The sequence below is a fragment of the Streptomyces sp. NPDC006450 genome, from assembly GCF_040612195.1.
Lineage (GTDB): Bacteria > Actinomycetota > Actinomycetes > Streptomycetales > Streptomycetaceae > Streptomyces.
On record NZ_JBEXPT010000024.1, the window covers coordinates 20,370 to 42,400 of the forward strand.

Annotated in this window: 19 protein-coding genes; 11 read left to right on the forward strand and 8 right to left on the reverse strand. The window is 72.9% G+C overall.

Going from position 1 to position 22,031, the window contains the following annotated elements; translation table 11 throughout:
• Positions 1-219: 219 nt before the first annotated feature.
• The 3 genes from aceB to ABZY57_RS11145 all read right to left on the reverse strand — a co-directional run bounded on the left by aceB (position 220) and on the right by ABZY57_RS11145 (position 2,899).
• Complete coding sequence (gene aceB / locus ABZY57_RS11135) at positions 220-1,839, reverse strand: malate synthase A (RefSeq protein ID WP_356510475.1); 1,620 nt, start codon at positions 1,837-1,839, stop codon at positions 220-222.
• Positions 1,840-2,090: 251 nt separating this feature from the next.
• The gene (locus ABZY57_RS11140) at positions 2,091-2,672 is read right to left on the reverse strand and encodes a nucleotidyltransferase family protein (RefSeq protein WP_356510477.1); all 582 of its coding nucleotides are present in this window, start codon (positions 2,670-2,672) and stop codon (positions 2,091-2,093) included.
• Positions 2,669-2,899 carry a hypothetical protein gene (locus tag ABZY57_RS11145; RefSeq protein WP_356510479.1) on the reverse strand — a complete coding sequence of 77 codons (231 nt, stop codon included), beginning with the start codon at positions 2,897-2,899 and terminating at the stop codon, positions 2,669-2,671. Before ABZY57_RS11145 ends, ABZY57_RS11140 begins: the two co-directional genes overlap by 4 nt.
• 87 nt (positions 2,900-2,986) lie before the next feature.
• On the opposite strand from ABZY57_RS11145, the gene ABZY57_RS11150 reads away from it, so the two are divergent.
• Complete coding sequence (locus tag ABZY57_RS11150) at positions 2,987-4,474, forward strand: PLP-dependent aminotransferase family protein (RefSeq protein WP_356510481.1); 1,488 nt, start codon at positions 2,987-2,989, stop codon at positions 4,472-4,474.
• Between the two features lie 115 nt (positions 4,475-4,589).
• Here the strand turns inward: ABZY57_RS11150 and ABZY57_RS11155 are convergent, their stop codons facing one another.
• Both ABZY57_RS11155 and ABZY57_RS11160 read right to left on the reverse strand, forming a co-directional pair.
• A complete protein-coding gene (locus tag ABZY57_RS11155) occupies positions 4,590-5,225 on the reverse strand; it encodes a response regulator transcription factor (protein WP_243339143.1) in 636 nt (211 codons plus the stop codon).
• Positions 5,222-6,448, reverse strand: coding sequence for a sensor histidine kinase (locus tag ABZY57_RS11160; RefSeq protein WP_356510484.1), 1,227 nt, complete (start codon positions 6,446-6,448; stop codon positions 5,222-5,224). The genes ABZY57_RS11155 and ABZY57_RS11160 overlap by 4 nt, the downstream gene beginning before the upstream one ends.
• 134 nt (positions 6,449-6,582) lie before the next feature.
• Here ABZY57_RS11160 and ABZY57_RS11165 point away from each other — a divergent pair, with 134 nt between their 5' ends.
• Positions 6,583-7,671, forward strand: coding sequence for an ABC transporter permease (locus ABZY57_RS11165; RefSeq protein WP_356510486.1), 1,089 nt, complete (start codon positions 6,583-6,585; stop codon positions 7,669-7,671).
• Positions 7,668-8,348: an ABC transporter ATP-binding protein gene (locus tag ABZY57_RS11170; RefSeq protein WP_356510488.1), complete on the forward strand. Its 681-nt coding sequence runs from the start codon at positions 7,668-7,670 to the stop codon at positions 8,346-8,348. The genes ABZY57_RS11165 and ABZY57_RS11170 overlap by 4 nt, the downstream gene beginning before the upstream one ends.
• A 1,685-nt stretch (positions 8,349-10,033) precedes the next feature.
• Here ABZY57_RS11170 and ABZY57_RS11175 read toward each other — a convergent pair.
• Positions 10,034-10,837: an IclR family transcriptional regulator gene (locus ABZY57_RS11175; protein WP_356510490.1), complete on the reverse strand. Its 804-nt coding sequence runs from the start codon at positions 10,835-10,837 to the stop codon at positions 10,034-10,036.
• Between the two features lie 327 nt (positions 10,838-11,164).
• On the opposite strand from ABZY57_RS11175, the gene allB reads away from it, so the two are divergent.
• Positions 11,165-12,508, forward strand: a complete 1,344-nt coding sequence (gene allB, locus ABZY57_RS11180; RefSeq protein WP_356510492.1) for an allantoinase AllB — start codon at positions 11,165-11,167, stop codon at positions 12,506-12,508.
• Between the two features lie 2 nt (positions 12,509-12,510).
• On the forward strand, positions 12,511-13,629 hold the full coding sequence (gene alc / locus ABZY57_RS11185) for an allantoicase (protein ID WP_356510494.1): 1,119 nt from the start codon (positions 12,511-12,513) through the stop codon (positions 13,627-13,629).
• Positions 13,630-13,852: 223 nt separating this feature from the next.
• Here the strand turns inward: alc and ABZY57_RS11190 are convergent, their stop codons facing one another.
• Positions 13,853-14,587: a 3-oxoacyl-ACP reductase family protein gene (locus tag ABZY57_RS11190; RefSeq protein WP_356510496.1), complete on the reverse strand. Its 735-nt coding sequence runs from the start codon at positions 14,585-14,587 to the stop codon at positions 13,853-13,855.
• A 167-nt stretch (positions 14,588-14,754) separates the two neighbouring features.
• On the opposite strand from ABZY57_RS11190, the gene ABZY57_RS11195 reads away from it, so the two are divergent.
• The 3 genes from ABZY57_RS11195 (at position 14,755) to ABZY57_RS11205 (ending at position 17,698) form a co-directional block, all read left to right on the forward strand.
• On the forward strand, positions 14,755-15,369 hold the full coding sequence (locus tag ABZY57_RS11195; protein ID WP_356510498.1) for a dihydrofolate reductase family protein: 615 nt from the start codon (positions 14,755-14,757) through the stop codon (positions 15,367-15,369).
• A 174-nt stretch (positions 15,370-15,543) separates the two neighbouring features.
• Positions 15,544-16,458, forward strand: a complete 915-nt coding sequence (locus ABZY57_RS11200) for a DMT family transporter (RefSeq protein WP_356510500.1) — start codon at positions 15,544-15,546, stop codon at positions 16,456-16,458.
• A gap of 55 nt (positions 16,459-16,513) precedes the next feature.
• The gene (locus ABZY57_RS11205) at positions 16,514-17,698 is read left to right on the forward strand and encodes a cytochrome P450 (RefSeq protein ID WP_356510502.1); all 1,185 of its coding nucleotides are present in this window, start codon (positions 16,514-16,516) and stop codon (positions 17,696-17,698) included.
• A gap of 143 nt (positions 17,699-17,841) precedes the next feature.
• Here the strand turns inward: ABZY57_RS11205 and ABZY57_RS11210 are convergent, their stop codons facing one another.
• Entirely contained in the window at positions 17,842-18,846 is a 1,005-nt protein-coding gene (locus ABZY57_RS11210; RefSeq protein WP_356510504.1) for a Gfo/Idh/MocA family oxidoreductase, read from the reverse strand.
• 236 nt (positions 18,847-19,082) lie between these two features.
• On the opposite strand from ABZY57_RS11210, the gene ABZY57_RS11215 reads away from it, so the two are divergent.
• From ABZY57_RS11215 to ABZY57_RS11225, 3 genes are read left to right on the forward strand one after another with little or no spacing between them, the layout of a single operon-like run.
• Positions 19,083-20,072: a sugar ABC transporter substrate-binding protein gene (locus ABZY57_RS11215; protein WP_356510506.1), complete on the forward strand. Its 990-nt coding sequence runs from the start codon at positions 19,083-19,085 to the stop codon at positions 20,070-20,072.
• Positions 20,069-21,124, forward strand: coding sequence for an ABC transporter permease (locus tag ABZY57_RS11220; RefSeq protein WP_356510508.1), 1,056 nt, complete (start codon positions 20,069-20,071; stop codon positions 21,122-21,124). The genes ABZY57_RS11215 and ABZY57_RS11220 overlap by 4 nt, the downstream gene beginning before the upstream one ends.
• Before the next feature lie 2 nt (positions 21,125-21,126).
• A complete protein-coding gene (locus ABZY57_RS11225; RefSeq protein ID WP_356510510.1) occupies positions 21,127-22,026 on the forward strand; it encodes an ATP-binding cassette domain-containing protein in 900 nt (299 codons plus the stop codon).
• The last annotated feature ends 5 nt before the right edge of the window (positions 22,027-22,031 follow it).

Genomic DNA, 22,031 nt, shown 5'->3' on the forward strand with positions numbered 1-22,031 from the left:
GGGGGTTACCTCCGGCCGGTGGCAATCGGAAAGGTGCCACCCCGCGCGTTGTTACCGCTAGGTACAGGCAAGTTACGAACAAGTAACAACCGATCGGTCGTTCGGCGCCAACCGGTCCGACGCGCCGGTCGGACACATGACTGCGCCCCCGGAGCCGGAAGGCTTCGGGGGCGCAGTCATGGTGTTCGGCTGCTGTGCGATTCAGCCGAGGACGGTGTGTCAGCCGATGAGCTGGTCGTACGCGGGGAGGGTGAGGAAGTCCGCATAGTCCGCGTCCAGGGAGACCTGGAGGAGGAGGTCGTGGGCCTGCTGCCACTTGCCGGCGGCGAAGGCCTCCTCGCCGACCTCGGCGCGGATCGCGGCGAGTTCGGCGGCCGCGACCTCGCGGGCGAGGTCTGCGGTGGCGAGCTTGCCGTTCTCGAAGACCACGCCGGCGTTGATCCACTGCCAGATCTGCGAGCGCGAGATCTCGGCGGTGGCGGCGTCCTCCATCAGGCCGAAGATGCCGACGGCACCGAGGCCGCGGAGCCAGGCCTCGATGTAGCGGATGCCGACCTGGACGGCGTTGCGCAGGCCGTCGTACGTGGGCTTCGCGTCGAGGGAGTCGATCGCGATGAGCTCGCCGGCCGCGACCGAGACGTCCTCGCGCAGGCGGTCCTTCTGGTTGGGCTTCTCGCCCAGGACGGCGTCGAAGGAGGCCATCGCGATCGGGACCAGGTCGGGGTGGGCGACCCAGGAGCCGTCGAAGCCGTCGCCGGCCTCGCGGTCCTTGTCGGCCTTGACCTTCTCGAAGGCGACCTTGTTGATCTCGGCGTCCTTGCGGGACGGGATGAAGGCCGCCATGCCGCCGATGGCGTGCGCACCGCGCTTGTGGCAGGTCTTGACGAGCAGTTCGGTGTAGGCCCGCATGAAGGGAGCCGTCATCGTCACCGCGTTGCGGTCCGGCAGGACGAACTTCTCGCCGCCGTCACGGAAGTTCTTGACGATGGAGAAGAGGTAGTCCCAGCGGCCGGCGTTCAGGCCCGCCGCGTGGTCGCGCAGCTCGAAGAGGATCTCGTCCATCTCGTACGCGGCCGTGATCGTCTCGATCAGGACGGTCGCGCGGACGGTGCCCTGCGGGATGCCGACGTAGTCCTGGGCGAAGACGAAGATCTCGTTCCAGAGGCGCGCCTCCAGGTGGGACTCGGTCTTCGGCAGGTAGAAGTACGGGCCCTTGCCGAGCGCGATGAGGCGCTTGGCGTTGTGGAAGAAGTACAGGCCGAAGTCCACGAGCGAGCCGGAGGCCGGGCCGCCCTCGAACTGCAGGTGGCGCTCCTCCAGGTGCCAGCCGCGGGGGCGCATCACGACGGTGGCGAGCTCCTCGGCGGGCTTGAGGGCGTACGCCTTGCCCGTGCGGGCGTCGGTGAAGTCGATGCGGCGCTCGTAGGCGTCGATCAGGTTGAGCTGGCCGAGGACCACGTTCTCCCAGGTGGGAGCCGAGGCGTCCTCGAAGTCGGCGAGCCAGACCTTGGCGCCCGAGTTCAGGGCGTTGATGGTCATCTTGCGGTCCGTCGGACCGGTGATCTCCACACGGCGGTCGTTCAGCGCGGCCGGGGCCGGCGCCACCTTCCAGTCGCCCTCGCGGACCTGTGCGGTGTCCGGGAGGAAGTCGAGGGTGGAGGTACGGGCGATCTCGGCGCGGCGCACGGAGCGGCGGGCGAGGAGCTCGGCCCGGCGGGGGGCGAACCGCCGGTGGAGCTCTGCCACGAAGGCGAGAGCCGCTTCGGTGAGGACTTCGTCCTGCCGGGGCAGGGGCTCGGCGTCGACGATGGCCAGCGATGACGGCGCTGGTGCGGACATATCTGTCACTCCTTCAGCGGCGGTGCCTGGCGGCCGCGGGGAATGCTCGCGCTGGACGGCACGCAGTGCCGTCGGGTGTGGAGAGTTCCGGGATACGGTCGCGGGCGCCGTCTGGGGGTTCAGGGCGCTTCTGACCAGTGGATAGTAATTTCCTCATGGTGGAAGTTCAATGGTTTGTTGATGTCGAGATTCTCTGAGTCGACAGATTCCGCTTCACTGTGGCCCTCAGTGCCACGATCGTCACACCCTGCTCAGGCGAGTCGGGCCAGGTCGGGGGGCGTGTCGATGTCGAAGGCCTCCGCGATGTCGCCGCACTCGACCAGCGTGAGTTCCGCCGCGTGCGCCGCGAGGTGCACCCGCGCGCCCTTGTCGCCCGTGGCGGTCGCCACGATGTCCGGCCAGCGGTCCGCCCCGAAGAGCACCGGATGGCCGCGCTCGCCGTCGTAGGCCGCGGCCGCCAGGCTCGCGGGCGACCGGTAGGCGGCCCGGACGCGGGCCACCGCCTCCGGGCCGATGCCGGGCTGGTCCACCAGGGAGACCAGTGCCGCGCTCGCGCCCGTACCGGCCAGCGAGGCGAGGCCGATCCGCAGGGAGGAGCCCATGCCCTCGGCCCAGTCCGGGTTGTCGGTCACCACGCAGCCGCTCAGGTCGGCGCGCTCGCGGACCTCGGCCGCGGAGGCGCCGAGCACCACGTGCAGCGGGCCGCAACCCGCCTCGCGCAGGACCCGTACGGCGTTCTCCACCAGCGGGCGGCCCCGGTAGGTCAGCAGGGCCTTCGGCCGGCCGCCCAGGCGCCGCCCGCCGCCCGCGGCGAGGAGCAGGCCCGCGATCACCGGGGGAGCGGAGCGGTCGGCTGCCGCCGCGGGCTGTTGGTGCTGCTGACGGTGCCGGTGCTCGTCTGGTGTGCTGCTGTGGGGTGACATGTCACCGATTCTCGCTCGCGCCGCAGGAGGCGTCGTACGGCGGCCAGCGCCGCCCCCACGCGCAGGGGCTCGGCGATCCGGTTCTCGGCGGCGGTGAGCAGGGCCCGCTCGTCACGGTCGGTCAGTCTCGTCAGCATTCTGCTTCTCCTTGCCAATCGGCGGCCAATACAGCGAGTCTGGACCTGGATTGGCCTGGCAGGCAGAGCCAATCAGGGGAGGTTGGCATGGCAAACGGGCGAGTGGTCCAGACGGCGGACAGAATGATCGGCAGCCGCCAGCTCGCGGCGCTGCTCCCGGCGGAGGTACTCGCCCGCCCCGGCTACCGGGCCCTGGCCGACGCCGTCCGCACCCTGATCCTCGACGGCCGGATCGGCCTGCACGTGCGGCTGCCCGCCGAACGCGAGCTCGCCGAGGCGGTCGGCGCCAGCCGGGCCACCGTCACCGGCGCCTACGACCTCCTGCGCGAGAGCGGCTACGTCCGCAGCCGCCGCGGCTCCGGGACCTGGACCGAGCTCCCCGAAGGCCACCGCCCGGTCGGCGCGCACGCCCTCGTCGGCGCCGGCGGCTACAGCGCCGACGGCGACCCCGGCATCGACCTCGCCATCGCCGCCATGGGCGCCCCCGAGGACAGCCTCACCGACGCGGTGGCCTGGGCCGCCTCCAGGCTCCCCGCCTTCGCCGGCAGCCCCGGCTACCACCCCTTCGGGCTGCCCGACCTGCGGACCGCCATCGCCGAGCGGTTCACCCGCAGGGGCCTTGCGACCCGCCCCGAGCAGATCCTCGTCACGGCGGGTGCCCAGCAGGCGTTCGCGCTGGTGGTGAGCCTGCTGTGCCGGCCCGGGGACCGGGTCATGGCCGAGAACCCGACCTACGCCAACGCCCTGGACGCGCTGCGCCACGCGCGGCTGCGCACCGGGTCGATCGCCGTCTCCGACGCGGGCTGGGACCTGGAGATCGCCGAGTCCGCGCTGCGCCAGACGGTGCCGAGGCTCGCCTACGTGATCCCCGACTTCCACAACCCGACGGGCGCGCTGATGCCCCGGGAGCAGCGGCTGCGGCTGCTGGCGGCGACCCGGCGGACAGGGACCTGGCTGGTGGTCGACGAGACCATCGCCGACATCGCGCTCGACGTGCCGGCGCCCGCCCCGCTGGCCTCGCTCGCCGCGAACGGCGGAGCCGACCACGTGCTGACCATCGGCTCGCTGAGCAAGACGCACTGGGGCGGGCTGCGGGTCGGGTGGATCCGGGCCACCGCCAAGATGATCACGGAGCTCACGGCGGTACGGGTGGCGGCCGACATGACCGGCTCGGTCCTGGACCAGCTGGTGGCGCTGCCCCTGCTGGAAGGGCTGGAGCGGACGCTGCCCGCGCGACTCGAGCGGCTGCGCGGGCAGCGGGCGGCGCTGATCGCCTCGCTGGAGCGGCACACGCCCGAGTGGACCTGGGGGGTCCCGCCGGGCGGGCTCTCGCTCTGGGTGGACCTCGGGGAGCCGGTCAGCTCCGCGCTGGCGGACCGGGCGGCGGCGGCCGGCGTCAACATCGGGCGGGGCGCCCGGTTCGGGGTGGACCCCGGAACCTTCGAGCACCGGCTGCGGATTCCGTACACGCTGGCGGCGGAGCAGTTGGACGAGGGGGTGCGGAGGCTGGCGGAGGCGTTCCACGGGGGCGTGCCGTTGCCTTCGGCGGTGGAGCGGCCGTACTGGGTGGCTTAGCCGGGGGCCGGGCCCCCGGGCCCCCGGGCCTCGGTCCGCGGCACGGGCCCCCTGCGGGGCTGTGCCCCGGGCCCGGTCCTCGCACGCCGGACGGCTTGGAGCGCCCTGACCTGGATCAGGGTGTGCGGATCAGGCGGCGGGTCGCGGCCGTGGCCACTGCCGAGGTGCGGGAGTCGACGCCCAGCTTGGCGTAGATGTGGACCAGGTGGGATTTGACGGTGGCCTGGCTCAGGAAGAGCTGTTTGGAGATCTGCTGGTTCGACAGGCCGTCCGCGACGAGCTGGAGGACCTCCAGCTCGCGCTTGGTCAGGGCCTCCGCCGGTGTCCGCATGCGGTCCATCAGGCGCAGTGCCACCGCCGGGGCCAGCGCGGACTGGCCGGCCGCCGCGGTGCGGACCGCGGCCGCGAGTTCCTCCGGCGGGGCGTCCTTGAGGAGGTAGCCCGAGGCGCCCGCCTCCACCGCCGCCAGGATGTCCGCGTCCGTGTCGTACGTGGTCAGGACCAGCACCCGGGGGGACGGGGACCCGGCCGTGATCAGGGCCGTGGCCGCCGAGCCGTGCATGCCGCCGCCCGGGCCGAACTGGAGGTCCATCAGGACCACGTCGACCCCGGCGGAGCCGGCCAGCTCCACCGCGCGTTCCGCCGTGGCCGCCTCCGCCACCACCTCGAAGTCCGGCTCCGTGTCCAGCACCGCGCGCAGCCCGGCCCGGACCACCGGATGGTCGTCGGCGAGGAGCAGCCGGATCGTCATGACAGGGCCTCCGCGGGCAGGGGAAGGGTGACGGCCACGGCGGTGCCCTGGCCCGGGGCGGATTCGACCGTGAACAGGCCGCTGAGGCTCTCGGCCCGAGAGCGCATCGCCGGCAGGCCGAAGCCGCCCCCGTCCGAGGGGGCGCAGGAGGCCGCGCCGGGGTCGAAGCCCTTGCCGTCGTCGACGATGTCCAGGGTCACGGAGGAGTCCATGAAGGTCAGGGTGATCTCGGCGCGCCCGGCCCCCGCGTGGCGCACCACATTGGCCAGCGCCGACTGCGCGATCCGCAGCAGCGCCACCTCGTAGGGGGTGGGGAGAGGGCGCGGGGTGCCGCTCAGGGAGAAGCGGACCCGGGGGCCCGGAGCCCCGGTGCAGAGGCGTTCCAGCGCGGCCGGCAGCGACCCGTGTTCGAGGTCCGGAGGCGTGAGGGCCCGTACGAAGCGCCGCGCCTCGGCGAGGTTCTCCTGGGCGGCCTCCCGGGCCCGGCCGATGTGCGCAAGGGCCGCCGAGCCCTCGGGCAGGCTGCGCTCGGCGGCCCGCAGGAGGAGCTGGATGGAGGACAGGCCCTGCGCCAGGGTGTCGTGGATCTCCCGGGCGAGCCGCTCCCGCTCGGCCAGGATCCCGGCGCTCCGCTCGGCCGCGGCCAGCTCCGCCCGGGTGGTGATGAGCTCCTCGATCAGCTCGCGGCGCCGCTCGCTCTCCCGGTACAGCGCCTGGTAGCCCAGTACGGTCGCCACCGCCACGGCCCCGCCCAGCAGCGGCCCGAGGAAGGCCCCCGGGGTCACGGCGCCGCTGTGCGCGAGGAAGCCGGCGATCGCCGCGCACGCGGTCACCGCGACGGCCGCCACGCCCCAGCGCAGCCGCAGCAGGTGCAGCTCCAGGAAGTACAGCGGGAAGGCGATCCACAGCCCGTCGGGGGAGACCACGAGCAGCGCGGCCCAGGCGGCGCCCAGGGCGGCCAGCCACAGCGCCCCGGCGCGCGCCGAGCTGTGCACCGCAGGGGTCCGTACGCCCGCGAGGTACACGGCGGCCAGCACCGCGCAGGCCGCGACCACCCAGCCCGCACGCGGTGCGGAGTCGGCGACGGCCCGCCCGGCGGCGAGGGCGAGCAGGCCGAAGAGCAGCGCGTGCAGGCACAGCCGCAGGACGCGGGAGACGGGGGTGAGGGTGCGCGCGCCGGGCGCGGGGAGGGCGGCCGCGGTGGGCGGGAGGGGAGCAGTCATGGCCCGACCAGCGTAAGTCCGGGTCCGGGGGCCCCGGTCAACCAAAGGATTGATGTCTCGGTGCGCCCTTCGATACGAGGATCTCTACTGGGGCGCGATGCCTTGTGTCCACGCGGAAGACCAAGGTGGGGAACATGTTCGTCGCATGGAGAGATCTACGGTTCGCCAAGGGCCGCTTCGCCCTGATGGGCTCGGTCGTACTGCTGATCACACTGCTGGTCGGCCTGTTGTCAGGGCTCACCGCAGGCCTGGCCCGGGAGAACATCTCGGCCATCACCGGCCTGCCCGCCACCACCCGCCTCGCGTTCGCAGCGCCCGCCGGGGACCAGAAGGTCTCCTTCACCAACTCCCAGGTGCCCGAGAAGGCCTGGCTGGCCTGGCGGGAGCAGCCGGGCGTGACCTCGGCGCAGCCGCTGGGCATCCGCACCACCAACGTCGTCTCGGGCGAGCGCACGGCGGGCGTGTCCGTCTTCGGCGTGGATCCGGCGGGCGCCCTCGCGCCCCGGGGGAGCGGACTCGCCCAGGGAAGGGTGGTGCTCACCGAGAAGGCCGCCAAGGAGCTCGGCGGGCTGGCCGCCGGATCCAAGCTCAGGATCGGCCAGGTCGAGACGACCGTGGCCGCGGTCTCCGGCACCGCCGCCTACAGCCACACCCCCGTGGTGTGGATGGACCTCAACGACTGGCAGCGCGTCGGGAACCCCGGCACCTCCATCGACACCCTCGCCACCGTCGTGGCCCTGGACGGCAAGGGCGTCGACTGGGCGGCCGGTGACACGGCCACCGCCACCAGGGCGCAGACCGTCGACGACGCGCTGAGCGCGATCGGCTCCTACACCTCCGAGAACGGCTCGCTCCAGCTGATGCGCGGGTTCCTCTTCGCCATCTCGGCCCTGGTCATAGGGGCCTTCTTCACGGTGTGGACCATCCAGCGCAGCGGCGACGTCGCCGTGCTGAAGGCACTGGGTGCCTCCACCCCGTACCTCCTCAAGGACGCCCTCGGGCAGGCCGTGGTGATGCTGGCGCTCGGCACCGGCGCGGGCACCGCGCTCGCGGCCGGCTTCGGGGCGCTGATCAGCGGCGGGGACGTGCCCTTCGTGCTCGACGCCGCCACCGTGCTGGTCCCGGCCGCCGTCATGATCGCGCTCGGCGCGCTGGGCGCCGCCCTGTCCATCCGGCGGATCACCGCCGTAGACCCCCTGACCGCTCTCGGGAGCGCCCGATGACCCTGCTCGTGCACGACGTCACGCTCACCTACCCGGACGGCGACGGCCGCCTCACCGCGCTGGACGCGGTCGGCCTGGAGGTGCCGGCCGGCACCCTGACGGCGGTGGTCGGCCCCTCCGGTTCCGGGAAGTCCAGCCTGCTGGCCGTCGCCGCGACCCTCGTCACGCCCGACGCGGGACGGGTGGTCGTGGCCGGGCAGGACGTCTCGACCCTCGGCGCGGGCGAGAAGTCGGCGCTGCGCCGGGAGAAGATCGGCATCGTCTTCCAGCAGCCGAACCTGCTGGCCTCGCTCACCGCCGCCGAACAGCTCCAGGTCATGGCCCACCTCTCCGGCCGCCCGGTGCGGGCCCTGCGCCGGCGGGCCCTGGAGCTGCTGGACGCGGTGGGGCTGGCCGACAAGGCCGACAAGCGGCCGCACCAGCTCTCCGGGGGGCAGCGCCAGCGGATCAACATCGCCCGCGCCCTGATGAACGAGCCCGCCGTGCTGCTGGTCGACGAGCCCACCAGCGCCCTCGACCACGAGCGCGGCGCCGCGATCCTGGACCTGCTGGTCACCCTCACCCGGGAGCGCTCCACCGCCACCGTGCTGGTCACCCACGACCACGCCCACCTGGAGCGGATGGACCGCACCGCGACGATGACCGACGGGCGCCTGACCGTCTCGGTTCCCGCGTAGCGCCGGCCCGTCGGCGGGACGCGCCGACGGGGCCAGGTAGGCGAGGCGGCCGCGCAGGCCGGGGAAGTGCGGCAGGGGGAGCGGCCGCCAGCCCCGCGCCCACGGGGGCGGCGGCGCCCCGGCCGCCCCCAGGAGGACCGTGGGCCGGGTGCGGGCCAGCGCGGCGAGCCCCTCGGGGGTGATGCTGCCGTCGTGGTCCCCGTAGACCTGGCGCGAGGAGCACCCGGCGAGGAAACCGACCCGGACCGCCTCCCAGCCGCTGACCACGCAGGGCGGCCGTACCCCCTGGCGGTGCAGTTCGGCGAACACGGCGGTGAATGCCGTCCGGGTGGCCCTGCTGCGTGCTCCCAGCGTGGCGGTGACCGCGAGGTGGAGCGCGAGATACCCCGCCAGCGCCAGGCAGAGCACCCCCCGGGCGAGCGGGCGGGTACGGGCCAGGGTGAGCAGCCTGGTCAGGCACAGGGCGACGGGGAGGGCCAGCAGGGCGTACGCGGGCAGCAGGAAGCGCGGGGCCGCGTACCCGACCAGCAGCAGGTACGGCGCCGCCAGGGACAGCGCCGCCACCGTGGGTACGAGGAACAGGCGAAGCCGCCCCGACCGGTACGCGGTGACGAGCCCGCCCGCGGTGAGCAGCGGCAGCGCGAACCACCACAGGGCGGTCACGGGGTCGGACCAGGGCACGTCGCACGGGCGGCAGAGCGTACGGCCGCCCAGGGCGCGGAGGTGGTCGCCGAACGCCGGGTTCCAGCCGAGGCCGCCCTGGATCTCTCCGGCGCGGTGCAGCCGGGGGAGGAGGCCGCCATGGCGGAGCTCGGCCTCGACGACCCACTGGGCGCCCCCGAGCAGCGCCCCCGCCGCGAGCGCCCCGAGCAGCGCGGGCCGCCGCCCGGCACGGACGGCCGGCACGGCGCACGCGAGGGGCAGGACGAGCCACACCGCGTCCGAGGGGCGCATGAGCGCGGCGAGCGCGGTCCCGGCGCCCAGCCCGGTGAGCGCCAGGCGGTCGCCGGGATCGCGCGCGGCCCGCAGGAAGCAGCCCACGGCGAGGAGCGCCCCGAAGGCCACCCAGAGATTGGGCATGGCCTGAGGGCCGTAGAACACGGTCGGCCACAGGCAGGCGAAGAGGGCACCGGCCAGGGCGAGCACGGGCGCCGGGATCAGCCGCCGCCACACCCAGAGGCAGAGCAGGAGCGCCGCCGCCGACAGCAGCGCCAGGTAGATCCGCAGGGCCGTGACGGACGGGGTGAGGAGCGTGACGGGGGCGACGAGGAGGGTGATTCCGCGGGCGCGCGGGGCGCTGAAGAACGCGGCGGGAGCGTCGCGCGCGACCTGGCTGACGTAGACGGTCTCGTCCCAGCCGAGTCCGGTGCCCGGCACTACCAGGAGCAGCTGGGCGACGGCGTACGCGGCGGCCACGGGAGCCAGCCGGACGAAGGCGCGCCGTCGCTCCGCGCGGGCGGCGGCCCCGGGCGGGGCATCGGGCGGGCTCGGCGCCGTGACGGGGGTCGGGGCCATGGGCGGACCTCGGGGCGGGGAGGCGGGGCAGTTGCCCACCACGCTGCCCCGTCGGGGCGGACCCCGCCATCACGGACGGGCAGTCGGCCCAGCGGTCGGCCCGTGCCCTCGGCCCGCGGTCGGCCCGGGCGTGGGCCCGGCGCGGGCGGGCACCGCGGTGCCCGCCCGGTCTAGGCCGGGTTCTGGCTCTGCAGGGCCACCGACAGTTCGGCCGCGACGCCCTGGAGGATCGGCACGAAGGACTCGGCCACCGCCTCGGTCACGCGGCCGGCCGGGCCGGAGATGGAGATCGCGGCGGCGGTCGGCGAGTCGGGTACGGAGACCGCCAGGCAGCGGACTCCTATTTCCTGCTCGTTGTCGTCGACCGCGTAGCCCACCCGGCGGACCTGCTCCAGGGCCTCCAGGAAGCCCTCGGGCGTGGTGATGGTCTTCTCGGTCGCGGCCGGCATCCCGGTGCGCGCGAGCAGGGCCCGCACCTCGTCCGCGGGGGTGTAGGCGAGCAGCGCCTTGCCCACGCCGGTGGAGTGCGGCAGCACGCGGCGGCCGACCTCGGTGAACATGCGCATGGAGTGCTTGGACGGCACCTGGGCGACGTAGACGATCTCGTCCCCGTCGAGCAGGGCCATGTTCGCGGTCTCGCCGGTCTCCTCCACCAGACGTGCCAGGTAGGGGCGGGCCCAGGTGCCCAGCAGCCGCGACGCGGACTCGCCGAGGCGGATCAGCCGGGGGCCGAGGGAGTACCGTCGGTTGGGCTGCTGCCGGACGTAGCCGCACGCCACGAGGGTGCGCATGAGGCGATGGATGGTGGGCAGCGGCAGACCGCTGGCGGCGGAGAGCTCGCTGAGGCCGACCTCGCCCCCGGCATCGGCCATGCGTTCGAGCAGATCGAAGGCGCGCTCAAGGGACTGGACGCCACCGCTGGCGGCGGTGGGCTTGGTGGAGGCGTCGGTGGTGCTGGCGCTGGACGTCGGCACGGCGCGGTCCTTTCGGTGCTGGCAGGCAAGCAAGCAGCCTACCGGTCGGTCGGCGTCGGCCCTAGAGCCGGGTCAATGCCGTCCGCGCCGGTCAGAGGCGGTTTGTCCTGGTGGCGGACGTCCTCGGGAAGTTGCCCGTCCGGTTCCCGGTGGCGGTAGCTACATTCTGTATGGCGAAATCTTAATTCCATCCTGTGGAAACATCCAATTGCGATACGCGGACGTCAGTGGTCCGTCCGGGCGCTCTTGACTGGTTCCGGATCGACGTGAAGACTCCGTCAACAGAACGTTGAATTTCGCTCTGTGGAAGTAGATGGGGAGGTTCCGGTGTCCGACCTGGCTGTGGAACTGGTACTGCGCTCGACGCGCGTCATCACCCCCGAGGGGACGCGCGCCGCTTCGGTGGCCGTCGCCGGCGGGAAGATCGCGGCCGTGCTGCCGTACGAGGCCGACGTACCGGCCGGGGCCCGGCTGGAGGACTTCGGCGACGACGTGCTCCTCCCCGGCCTGGTCGACACCCACGTCCACGTGAACGACCCCGGTCGTACCGAGTGGGAAGGCTTCTGGACGGCCACCCGAGCCGCCGCGGCCGGTGGCATCACCACCATCCTCGACATGCCGCTCAACTCGCTGCCGCCGACCACCACGACCGCCAACCTGGTGGTCAAGCAGGAGGTCGCGCGGACCAAGGCGCACGTGGACGTCGGCTTCTGGGGCGGTGCGCTGCCGGACAACGTCAAGGACCTGCGCCCGCTGCACGACGCCGGCGTCTTCGGCTTCAAGTGCTTCCTGTCGCCCTCCGGCGTGGAGGAGTTCCCGGAGCTCGACCAGGAGCAGCTCGCCGCCTCGCTCGCCGAGATCACCGGCTTCGGCGGCCTGATGATCGTGCACGCCGAGGACCCGCACCACCTGGAGTCCGCGCCGCAGAACCCGGGCCCCAAGTACGCCGACTTCCTGGCCTCCCGCCCCAAGGACGCCGAGAACACCGCGATCCAGAACCTGATCGACCAGGCGAAGCGACTGGGCGCGCGCGTCCACGTCCTGCACCTGTCCTCCTCCGACGCGCTGCCGCTGATCGCCGCCGCGAAGGCCGAGGGCGTCCGGATCACGGTCGAGTCCTGCCCGCACTTCCTCACCCTCACGGCCGAGGAAGTCCCGGACGGCGCAACCGAGTTCAAGTGCTGCCCGCCCATCCGCGAGTCCGCCAACCAGGACCTCCTGTGGGACGCGCTCGCCGACGGCACGATCGACTGCATCGTCTCCGACCACTCGCCCTCCACCGCGGACCTCAAGACCGGCGACTTCGCCACCGCGTGGGGCGGCATCTCCTCCCTCCAGCTGGGCCTGCCGGCCATCTGGACCGAGGCGAAGAAGCGCGGCCGCACCCTCGAGGACGTCGTCCGCTGGATGTCCGCCGCCCCGGCCGCCCTCGCCGGTCTGGCGGGCAAGGGCGCGATCGAGGCCGGCCGCGACGCCGACTTCGCCGTCCTGGCCCCCGAAGACACCTTCACCGTGGACCCCGCGGAACTGCACCACCGCAACCAGGTCACGGCGTACGCGGGCAAGACCCTGTACGGCGTCGTGAAGTCCACCTGGCTGCGCGGCGCGCGGATCGCCGACCACGGCACCCCGTCCGAGCCCACCGGCCGACTCCTTGAAAGGCAGAACTGACAGTGGCGATTGAATCCTTCACCGGCAACGCGAACCCGTACGGAGGCGGCGACCCGTACGCGGACTACCGCAGCGCGGACTTCCCGTTCACCCAGTACGCGAACCTCGCCGCCCGTGAGCTCGGCGCCGGTGTCATCGAGGCCAACGACGAGTTCTTCGCCCAGCGCGAGAACCTGCTGATCTCCGAGGCCGCGCACTTCGACCCCGAGGACTTCGGCCACAAGGGCAAGGTCATGGACGGCTGGGAGACCCGCCGCCGCCGCGGCATCTCCGCCACCCAGCCCTGGCCGACCCCCGAGGACCACGACTGGGCGCTCGTCCGCCTGGGCGCCCCCGGCGTGATCCGCGGCATCGTGGTCGACACCGCCCACTTCCGCGGCAACATGCCGCAGGCCGTCTCCGTAGAGGCCACCAACTGGGAGGGCGCCCTCGCGCCCACCCCGGCGGAGCTCCAGGGCGACGACATCAAGTGGACGACCATCGTCCCCCGCACCCCCGTCGGCGGCCACGCGGCCAACGGCTTCGAGGTGGACGCCCCGCAGCGCTTCACGCACCTGCGCGTCAACCAGCACCCCGACGGCGGCATCGCCCGCCTGCGCGTCTACGGCGAGGTCGTCCCCGACCCGGCGTGGCTCGCGGCGCTCGGCTCCTTCGACGTCGTCGCGCTGGAGAACGGCGGCTCCGTCCAGGACGCCTCCAACCGCTTCTACTCCCCGCCGACCAACACCATCAACCCGGGCCGCTCCCGCAAGATGGACGACGGCTGGGAGACCGCCCGTCGCCGCGACAACGGCAACGACTGGATCCGCTACCAGCTCGTCGCCGAGTCCGAGATCCGCGCCGTCGAGATCGACACCGCCTACCTCAAGGGCAACTCGGCCGGCTGGGCCTCGCTGTCGATCAAGACGGGCGAGGAGGGCGAGTGGACGGAGTTCCTGCCGCGCACCCGCCTGCAGCCCGACACCAACCACCGCTTCGTGCTCGACGCCCCGGCGGTCGGCACGCACGTGCGCATCGACATCTTCCCGGACGGCGGCTTCTCCCGCCTGCGCCTCTTCGGCGCGCTGACGGAGGCCGGCACCGCCGCGCACACCGCCCGTCACCAGGAGCTGGGCGGCTGACGCCACCCTCGTGACCGCCCCGGGGGCCGACACCCCCGGGGCATGCCCGACACCCCGCAGGGGCGCACCGTTTCGACGGTGCGCCCCTGCGGCCTTCTCCGGCGGCGCGGGAGGCCGTTCCACGGCTACGGCAGGCGCCCTGACCGCGCAGGGCAGGCTCCCTGACCAAGCAGGACACACGCCCTGACCACGCAGGGCCTCCGGCCGCCACCGCCCTGACGGCCTACGCCGCGTGGCCGCCGTCCACCGACAACTCGGCGCCCGTGACGTACGAGGAGTCCGGGCCCGCGAGGAAGGACACCAGGGCGGCCACCTCCTCCGGGGTGCCGAAACGGCCCAGGGCCGTCATGGCCGCCTGCGGGGCGGCGTGGGGGCCGTCCGCCGGGTTCATGTCGGTGTCCACCGGGCCCGGGTGGACCAGGTTCGCGGTGATCCCGCGCTCGCCGAGTTCCCGCGCGAGGGCCTTGGTCAGGCCGGTCAGCGCCGTCTTGCTCATCGCGTACAGGGTGACGCCCGGGCCCGGCACCCGCTGGGTCATGCAGCTGCCGATGGTGATGATCCGCCCGCCCCGGCCCATCCGGCCGGCCGCGGCCCGGGAGGCCAGGAAGACGCCCCGGACGTTGACCGCGAGGACCCGGTCCACGTCCGCGAGAGGGAGCCCCTCCAGTGGGCCGAGCACGCCCACCCCGGCGTTGTTCACCAGGACGTCGAGCCGGCCCAGGCCCCGTACGGTCTCCTCCACCGCCCCGGCGGCCCGCTCCGCGTCCCCCACGTCGGCGCGCACGGCCAGGCCGCGCCGGCCGAGCGCCTCGATCTTGCCGACCACCCCGGCGGCCGCGGCCGCGTCGCTGACGTAGGTGATCGCGACGTCGGCTCCGTCCTGCGCCAGCCGCAGCGCGGTCGCCGCGCCGATTCCCCGGCTGCCCCCTGTCACCAGGGCCACTGCGTTGCCGTTCATGGTGTTCCTCCCGCATCACTTGGTTGCGAGTTCAATGAAATCGGCCGCAAGGCGACGGCGCTGGCGGTAAACGGACATCGCGTTCGCGCGCGCCGGACCGATGAGTTCGGGTGGGACCGGGAGTCTGAACGAGTAGCAGACGTACCGGAGCCAAGGAGTGCAGAGCCATGGGAAAGCTGACCCTCACCACCTTCCTGACCCTCGACGGGGTGATGCAGGCCCCCGGAGCGCCGGACGAGGATCCCAGCGGCGGGTTCGCGTACGGCGGGTGGCTCGTGCCCTTCGCCGACGAGGGCATGGGGGAGTTCGTCACCGAGGTCTTCGACCGGACCGGGGCCTTCCTGCTCGGGCGCCGGACCTACGAGATCTTCGCCTCGTACTGGCCGCAGCACGACGACCCCGCCGACCCGGTCGCGAGCAGGCTCAACCGGCTGCCCAAGTACGTGGCCTCGACCACGCTCAAGGAGCCGGCCTGGGGCCCCGTCACCGTCATCGACGGGGAGCAGCTGCAGAGCGAGGTCGTACGGATCAAGGACGCGACCGAGGGGGAGCTGCAGGTACACGGCAGCGGCGCGCTCGCGCAGTGGCTGCTGGCGCGGGACCTGGTGGACGAGCTGAACCTGCTGGTCTTCCCGGTCTTCCTCGGCGGCGGACGGCGGCTGTTCCCGACGGGCGGGCTGCCGACGGCCTACGAGCTGAAGGACTCCCGCACCACCTCCGCCGGCACGGCCATCCACACCTACCGGCCGAAGGGACGCGCCGCGTTCGGCAGCTTCGACTGACGCCGGGCCCCTGGCCTGCGGATCTGTGGGTCTGCGGGCCGGCGGGCGGGGGGTGCGCGGGTGGTGCGCGGCCGGGATCAAAACGCTCGACCGGCCGATCACGCTCGGGTAGCTTGGGCTCGCCCCCGTGCGAGCCGCCGAAGTCTCCACCTGCCTTCTGCCGTTGGAGAACCGGTGTCCACCCTCGCCGCCCCCGCTTCCGTCACCGCGCCCCGCAAGGCCTGGCTCGCCGATCTGCCGGTCCTGCTCGTCGCCGTCGTCTGGGGCGGCAGCTACCTCGCCGCCAAGGGCGTCACGACCACGCACACCGTGATCGCGGTGCTCGTCCTGCGCTTCGCGCTGGTCCTGCCCGTCCTCGCCGTCGCCGGCCGCCGCCGGCTGCGCGCGCTCACCCCCGCCCAACTGCGCGGCGCCGGAGCGCTGGGACTCGTACTCGGCGGAATCTTCCTGCTGGAGACCTACGGGGTCGTCCACACCTCCGCCACCAACGCCGGGCTCATCATCAGCCTGACCATGATCTTCACCCCGCTCGCCGAGTCCGCCGTCCGCCGCGAAGCCCCCTCGCCCGCCTTCCTCGGGGCCGCGGCCGTCTCCGTCTGCGGAGTCGTCCTGCTCACCCAGGGGGCGGGTTTCACCACCCCGAGCCTCGGTGACCTCCTCATCCTCGGCGCCGCACTCGCGCGGACCGTGCACGTCCTGCTCATGGCCCGGATCAAGGCCGTGCAGGAGGCCGACTCGCTCTCCCTGACCACCGTCCAGCTCGGGACCGCGGTCGCCGTGTTCGCCGTACTGGCCCTGCTGCCCGGCACCGGCGCGAGCCCCTGGGCGGCCGCCGCCGACTTCGGCCCGGCCGAGTGGGCCGGGCTCGCCTTCCTCTCCGTCTTCTGCACCCTGTTCGCCTTCTTCGTGCAGATGTGGGCCGTCCGCCGCACCTCGCCCTCCCGCGTCAGCCTGCTGCTCGGCACCGAACCCCTGTGGGCCGCGGCGGCGGGCATCGCCATCGGCGGCGAGCGGCTCGGCGCGGCCGGGTTCGCGGGGGTCGCGCTGGTCCTCGCGGGTACGGCCTGGGGGCGGCGCACGGCTGGCTGAGTGAATGGCCGAAACCCGCTCCGGAGTAGATCAACTCCCGGTCTAGGGTGGCCACATGCCGGTCCTGGACCTCAGTACGATCGCCGAAGACTTCAACGAGAACCCGTATCCCCACTACGCGCGCCTGTGTGCGGAGGGACCCGTTCACCGCGTGAAGACGGCTGACGGCCAGGAGGTCTGGCTGATCGTCGGTCACCAGGAGGCCCGCCAGGCCCTCACCCACCCCGCGGTGTCCAAGAACTGGCTGACCTCCGGGCTCTACGCCGACCGGGAGCAGACCGAGGCCAGCGCCAACATGATGCGCGCCGACCCGCCGAACCACACCCGGCTGCGCCGGCTGGTCGCCAGCTCCTTCGCTCCCGGCCGGATCGAGACCCTGCGCCCGCGCATCCAGGAGATCGTGGACCGGCTGCTCGACGGGATGGAGGCCCTTCCGGAGCGCCGCGCCGACCTGATCGAGGTCTTCGCCCGGCCGCTGCCCGTGACCGTGATCTGCGAGCTCCTCGGGGTCGGGGAGGCCGACCGCGGCGCCTTCCACGGCTGGATCACCGAGATGGTCTCGCCCACGGGGGTCGAGTCCGAGAACGCGGCCGTGCGCGCCATGACCGGCTACACGGCCGGGCTCGTCGACGCCAAGATCGCCGATCCGGGCGAGGACCTGCTCAGCGACTGGGTGACCAGCCGGGGGGACGGGGGAGACCGGCTCTCCCGCCGGGAACTGGTCGCCATGGCCGTCCTGATGATGGTCGGCGGGCACGAGACCACGACGCACCTGGTCTCCAACGGCATGCGCGCGCTCCTCACCCACCCCGACCAGCTCGCCGCCCTGCGCGCCGACCCGGCCGGACTGATCGACGGCGCCGTCGAGGAGGTCCTGCGCTACGAAGGCCCGGTGGAGACGGCCACGTTCCGCTTCGCCGCCGCGGACCTGGAGATCGGCGACACCTTCATCGAGGCCGGCTCCGGCATACTCGTCTGCCTCGCCGCCGCGGACCGGGACCCCGCCCGCTTCGACCGCCCCGACACCTTCGACATCCGCCGCCCCTCCCGCGGCGGGCACATCGCTTTCGGACACGGCATCCACCACTGCGTCGCCGCCCCGCTCGGCCGGCTGGAGGGCAGGATCGCGATCTGGTCCCTGGTGGAGCGCTTCCCGGACCTCCGGGAGGAGCCGGCCGTCCCCGCATGGGTGCCCGGGACCCTGGTCCGCGGGACGACCCGCTACCCGGTCCGCTGGTAGCCGGCATGGACGGGACGGGAGCCACGGACGGCGCGGGAGTCACGGACCGCGCGGAAGCCGAAGACCGCGCGGAAGCCGAAGACCGCGCGGAAGCCGAGGACGGGGCGGGCGGCTCAGGGGCCCCGGGGATCCGCCTGCGGGCCTCAGAGATCCGCGAGCTCCGCCAGCGCGACCCGGCGTCCCTCCCGCCGCGAGAGCTCGCAGGCCTCCGCCACGCGGAACGCGGCGAGCGCCTCGAGCCCGTCGCACGGATTGGGGCCCTCGCCCCGCACCAGCCGGACGAAGGCCGCCAGCTCGGCCTCGTAGGCGGGGGCGAAGCGCTCCAGGAACCCGGGCCAGGGCTTGGTCGCCGGGGGCGGCCCCTGCGGTTCGGTCGAGGCGATCGGCGTACGGTCGTCCAGTCCGGTGGAGACCTGGTCCAGCTCCCCGGCCAGCTCCATGCGTACGTCGTACCCGGCGCCGTTGCACCGCGTACCGGTACTGGAGACCAGCGTCCCGTCGTCCAGGGAAAGGATCGCGCTGGCGGTGTCGATGTCACCCGCCTCCCGGAACCGCGGCGGTCCCGCGTCCGACCCCGTCGCGTACACCTCGCTGACCTCGCGCCCGGTCACCCAGCGCACCATGTCGAAGTCGTGCACCAGGCAGTCCCGGTACAGCCCGCCCGAGGTCCGCAGGTACGCGGCGCCCGGCGGCGAGGGATCCGCGGTCGTGGTCCGTACGGTGTGCAGCCGGCCCAGGGCTCCGGAACGGACGAGCTCGCGGGCCGTCGTGTAGCCCGCGTCGAAGCGGCGCATGAAGCCGAGCTGGAGCACCCCGCCGGCCGAGGCCACCTCCCGCAGTACCGCCAGCGTGCGGTCCAGGTCCGGGGCGAGCGGCTTCTCGCAGAACACGGGCAGCCCGCCGCGGACCGCCCGTACGACGAGGTCCGCGTGCCCGTCGGTGGCGCAGGACACCACCAGCGCGTCCACGCCCCAGGTGAAGATCTGCTCGACGGTGGGCGCGGCGGTGGCCCCGAGCCGGTCGGCGAGGCGCACCGCCCGCGCGGGGTCGGCGTCGGCGAGCAGGAGCGATCCCGCGTCCGCCTGGCGGGCCAGTGCCGCCGCGTGGAAGGAACCGATCCGGCCCGTTCCGATGAGCCCGATGCGCATGCACTCAACGTGGCCCCGTCCGGGGGAGCTGTCAATCTGTCCCCCTGTGTCCGGCACGGTCCGCAATGGCCCCGATGACCTTGCATGGTGCACTGTGACGGATACTGGGCGGCTGCGGCTTGAAACAAATGACCGTTTTGACGAGCGGGTACCGCGGCGGGACAGTGCCGCCGGGACGGCGCGACAAACGAAAGGCACGGGCAGACGTGGCTAGGGTTCGGACAGGGGTACGCCTCGTGGGCGCGGTGCTCGCGGCGGTACTGGGTGCCTCCCTCGTGGGCTGCAGCAGTACGGGCGGCAAGCGCGCCGAGGACCGTGCGAAGGCCGAGGCGGCGGGTCGGCCCGCCGTCTCCACCCCGCGCTGGACCTTCGCGATGGTCACCCACGCGGGAGACGGCGACACCTTCTGGGACATCGTGCAGAAGGGCGCCAAGGAGGCAGCGGCGAAGGACAACATCAACTTCGTCTACGCCCACGACGACCAGGCGCAGCAGCAGGCCCAGTTCGTCCAGAACGCCATCGACCAGAAGGTCGACGGGCTGATCGTCTCCCTCGCCAAGCCCGAGGCGCTCAAGGACGTCCTCGCCAAGGCCGTCGAGGCCGGCATCCCGGTGATCACGGTCAACTCCGGTTCCGCCCAGTCCGCCGAGTACGGGGCGCTCACCCACATCGGCCAGGACGAGGAGATCGCCGGCGAGGCGGTCGGCACCGAGCTGGGCAAGCGCGGCCGCAAGAAGGCCGTCTGCGTCCTGCACGAGCAGGGCAACGTGGGCCACGAGCAGCGCTGCGCCGGGGCGAAGAAGACCTTCGGCGAGTCCGGCGGGACCCTGGAGAACCTGTACGTCGAGGGCACCAACATGCCGTCCGTCCAGGCAGCCCTCCAGGCCAAGCTGCAGGCCGACCCCTCCGTCGACGCGATCGTCACCCTCGGCGCGCCCTTCGCGCCCACGGCCATCAAGGCCAAGGACGCGGCGGGCAGCAAGGCCGAGGTCGACACCTTCGACCTGAACGCCTCCGTCGCCCGCGACCTGAAGTCCGGCGCCCTCGGATTCGCCGTCGACCAGCAGCCCTACCTCCAGGGCTACGAGGCCGTCGACCTGCTGTGGCTCTACCGCTACAACGCCGACGTGCTCGGCGGCGGCCGGCCGGTCCTCACCGGACCGCAGATCGTCACGGGCGCCGAAGCGGCCACCCTGGAGAAGTTCATCAACCGGGGCAGCCGATGACCACCGCCACCCGGACCCCGGCACCGGCTCCGGCCCCGCGCGACGAGCGCCTCGCGCACACCTCGCTGCTGCGCCGCCTGCTCGGCCGGCCCGAGCTCGGCGCGGTGGTCGGCGCGGCGGCCGTCTTCGTCTTCTTCTCCTTCGCCGCCGACAGCTTCCTGCAGGCCTCCAGCCTGAGCACGATCCTGTACTCGGCCTCCACCATCGGCATCATGGCCGTCCCGGTGGCCCTGCTCATGATCGGCGGCGAGTTCGACCTGTCCGCCGGGGTCATGGTCACCTCGTCGGCGCTGCTCAGCTCGATGTTCAGCTACCAGATGACCGCGAACGTCTGGGTGGGCGTTCTCGTATCGCTGCTGGTCACCCTGGGGATCGGGTTCTTCAACGGGTTCATGCTGACCCGCACGAGACTGCCCAGCTTCATCATCACGCTCGGCACCTTCCTGATGCTGACCGGCCTGAACCTCGGCTTCACCAAGCTGATCAGCGGCTCGGTCTCCACCAAGACCATCGCCGACATGGAGGGCTTCTCCTCCGCCCGCGCGCTCTTCGCCTCGCAGTGGACCTTCGGCTCGGTCACCCTCAAGGTCACCATCCTGTGGTGGCTGCTCCTGGTCGCCGTGGCCACCTGGATCCTGCTGCGCACCCGCGCCGGGAACTGGATCTTCGCCGTCGGCGGCGGAGCGGACGCGGCCCGCGCGACCGGCGTGCCCGTCGTGAAGACCCGTATCGGCCTGTACATGGGCGTCGCGCTGTGCGCCTGGATCTCCGGGCAGCACATCCTCTTCTCGTTCGACGTGGTCCAGTCGGGCGAGGGCGTCGGCAACGAGTTCCTCTACATCATCGCGGCCGTCATCGGCGGCTGTCTGATGACCGGCGGCTACGGCTCGGCCATCGGCTCCGCCGTGGGCGCCTTCATCTTCGGCATGACCAGCAACGGCATCGTGTACGCCCAGTGGAACCCGGACTGGTTCAAGTTCTTCCTCGGCGCGATGCTGCTGCTGGCCACGCTGCTCAACGCATGGGTCCGCAAGCGGGCGGAGGCGAAGTGACGATGACCGAGACAGAGACCCAAGCATCCCCGGCCGGTGCACCCGCCCTGGTGAAGCTGACCGGCGTCAGCAAGTACTACGGCAACATCCGCGCCCTCCAGGACGTCTCCCTGGAGGTCTCGGCGGGCGAGATCACCTGCGTCCTCGGCGACAACGGCGCCGGCAAGTCCACCCTCATCAAGATCATTGCGGGGCTGCACCAGCACGACGCCGGCACCTTCGAGATCGAGGGGGAGGAGACGGTGCTCGCCAACCCGCGCGCCGCCCTCGACCGCGGCATCGCCACCGTCTACCAGGACCTCGCCGTGGTCCCGCTCATGCCCGTCTGGCGCAACTTCTTCCTCGGCTCCGAGCCCACCAGGGGCCGCGGCCCCCTCCGCCGCCTCGACGTGGAGCTCATGCGCCGGACCACCCGCGCCGAGCTGCTCCGCATGGGCATCGACCTGCGGGACGTCGACCAGCCCATCGGCACGCTGTCCGGCGGCGAGAGGCAGTGCGTCGCCATCGCCCGCGCCGTCCACTTCGGCGCGAAGGTGCTCGTACTCGACGAGCCCACGGCCGCCCTCGGCGTCAAACAGTCCGGGGTGGTCCTCAAATACGTGGCCGCGGCCCGTGACGCCGGCCTCGGCGTGGTCCTGATCACGCACAATCCCCACCACGCACACCTGGTCGGGGACCGGTTCGTGCTGCTCAAACGCGGCACCATGGCGGGCAGCCACACCCGCGACTCGATCACCCTGGACGAGCTCACCCGGCAGATGGCGGGCGGCTCCGAGCTCGACGAACTGAGCCACGAACTGGAGCGAGTGGCAGAATCAGGACCGGACAGCGCATCCGCGCCCCCGTCCGCCGCTCCATCCGACCAGGCATCCGGCCCCACTGCGGGCCCCGCCGCACCTTGAGGGAC

Bases quoted from the DNA above. Each gene is read 5' to 3' on its own strand.
- ABZY57_RS11145 (WP_356510479.1), bottom strand. From the start codon at position 2,899: ATGCTGACGAGACTGACCGACCGTGACGAGCGGGCCCTGCTCACCGCC.
- ABZY57_RS11195 (WP_356510498.1), top strand. From the start codon at position 14,755: ATGGGAAAGCTGACCCTCACCACCTTCCTGACCCTCGACGGGGTGATG.
- ABZY57_RS11220 (WP_356510508.1), top strand. From the start codon at position 20,069: ATGACCACCGCCACCCGGACCCCGGCACCGGCTCCGGCCCCGCGCGAC.
- ABZY57_RS11225 (WP_356510510.1), top strand. From the start codon at position 21,127: ATGACCGAGACAGAGACCCAAGCATCCCCGGCCGGTGCACCCGCCCTG.
- aceB (WP_356510475.1), bottom strand. From the start codon at position 1,839: ATGTCCGCACCAGCGCCGTCATCGCTGGCCATCGTCGACGCCGAGCCC.
- ABZY57_RS11170 (WP_356510488.1), top strand. From the start codon at position 7,668: ATGACCCTGCTCGTGCACGACGTCACGCTCACCTACCCGGACGGCGAC.
- ABZY57_RS11165 (WP_356510486.1), top strand. From the start codon at position 6,583: ATGTTCGTCGCATGGAGAGATCTACGGTTCGCCAAGGGCCGCTTCGCC.
- ABZY57_RS11205 (WP_356510502.1), top strand. From the start codon at position 16,514: ATGCCGGTCCTGGACCTCAGTACGATCGCCGAAGACTTCAACGAGAAC.
- ABZY57_RS11190 (WP_356510496.1), bottom strand. From the start codon at position 14,587: ATGAACGGCAACGCAGTGGCCCTGGTGACAGGGGGCAGCCGGGGAATC.
- ABZY57_RS11210 (WP_356510504.1), bottom strand. From the start codon at position 18,846: ATGCGCATCGGGCTCATCGGAACGGGCCGGATCGGTTCCTTCCACGCG.
- ABZY57_RS11160 (WP_356510484.1), bottom strand. From the start codon at position 6,448: ATGACTGCTCCCCTCCCGCCCACCGCGGCCGCCCTCCCCGCGCCCGGC.
- ABZY57_RS11155 (WP_243339143.1), bottom strand. From the start codon at position 5,225: ATGACGATCCGGCTGCTCCTCGCCGACGACCATCCGGTGGTCCGGGCC.
- ABZY57_RS11150 (WP_356510481.1), top strand. From the start codon at position 2,987: ATGGCAAACGGGCGAGTGGTCCAGACGGCGGACAGAATGATCGGCAGC.